Source organism: Paenibacillus terrae, assembly GCF_000943545.1.
Classification (GTDB): domain Bacteria; phylum Bacillota; class Bacilli; order Paenibacillales; family Paenibacillaceae; genus Paenibacillus; species Paenibacillus terrae_A.
The window spans coordinates 1-237 of the sequence record NZ_JTHP01000223.1; the positions used below are offsets into that span (position 1 = coordinate 1).

Genomic DNA, 237 nt, shown 5'->3' on the forward strand with positions numbered 1-237 from the left:
CATTAGAGGATCTCGAAGTGTCCGAACAAACCAACTATGATTTCAATGTAATTGTGGTGCCTGGCAGCGAGCTGTCGATGAAATTCCAGTACAATGCCCTGGTGTATGACCCCCAAATCGTGAGGAACATGGAAGGTCATGTGAAACACATTGCGGCTCAGCTGATTGAGGACGCGGGCAGAAGCCACGAATCGATCGAGATTGTCACGGCCGATGAGCGTCGCTGGCTGGAAGAAC

1 protein-coding gene is annotated in these 237 nt (G+C 51.1%); it reads left to right on the top strand.

Annotated elements, in window-relative coordinates; translation table 11 throughout:
• Window positions 1-17: 17 nt before the first annotated feature.
• On the top strand, window positions 18-237 hold a 220-nt coding region (locus tag QD47_RS29760; protein ID WP_235332409.1), incomplete at its 3' end, for a condensation domain-containing protein.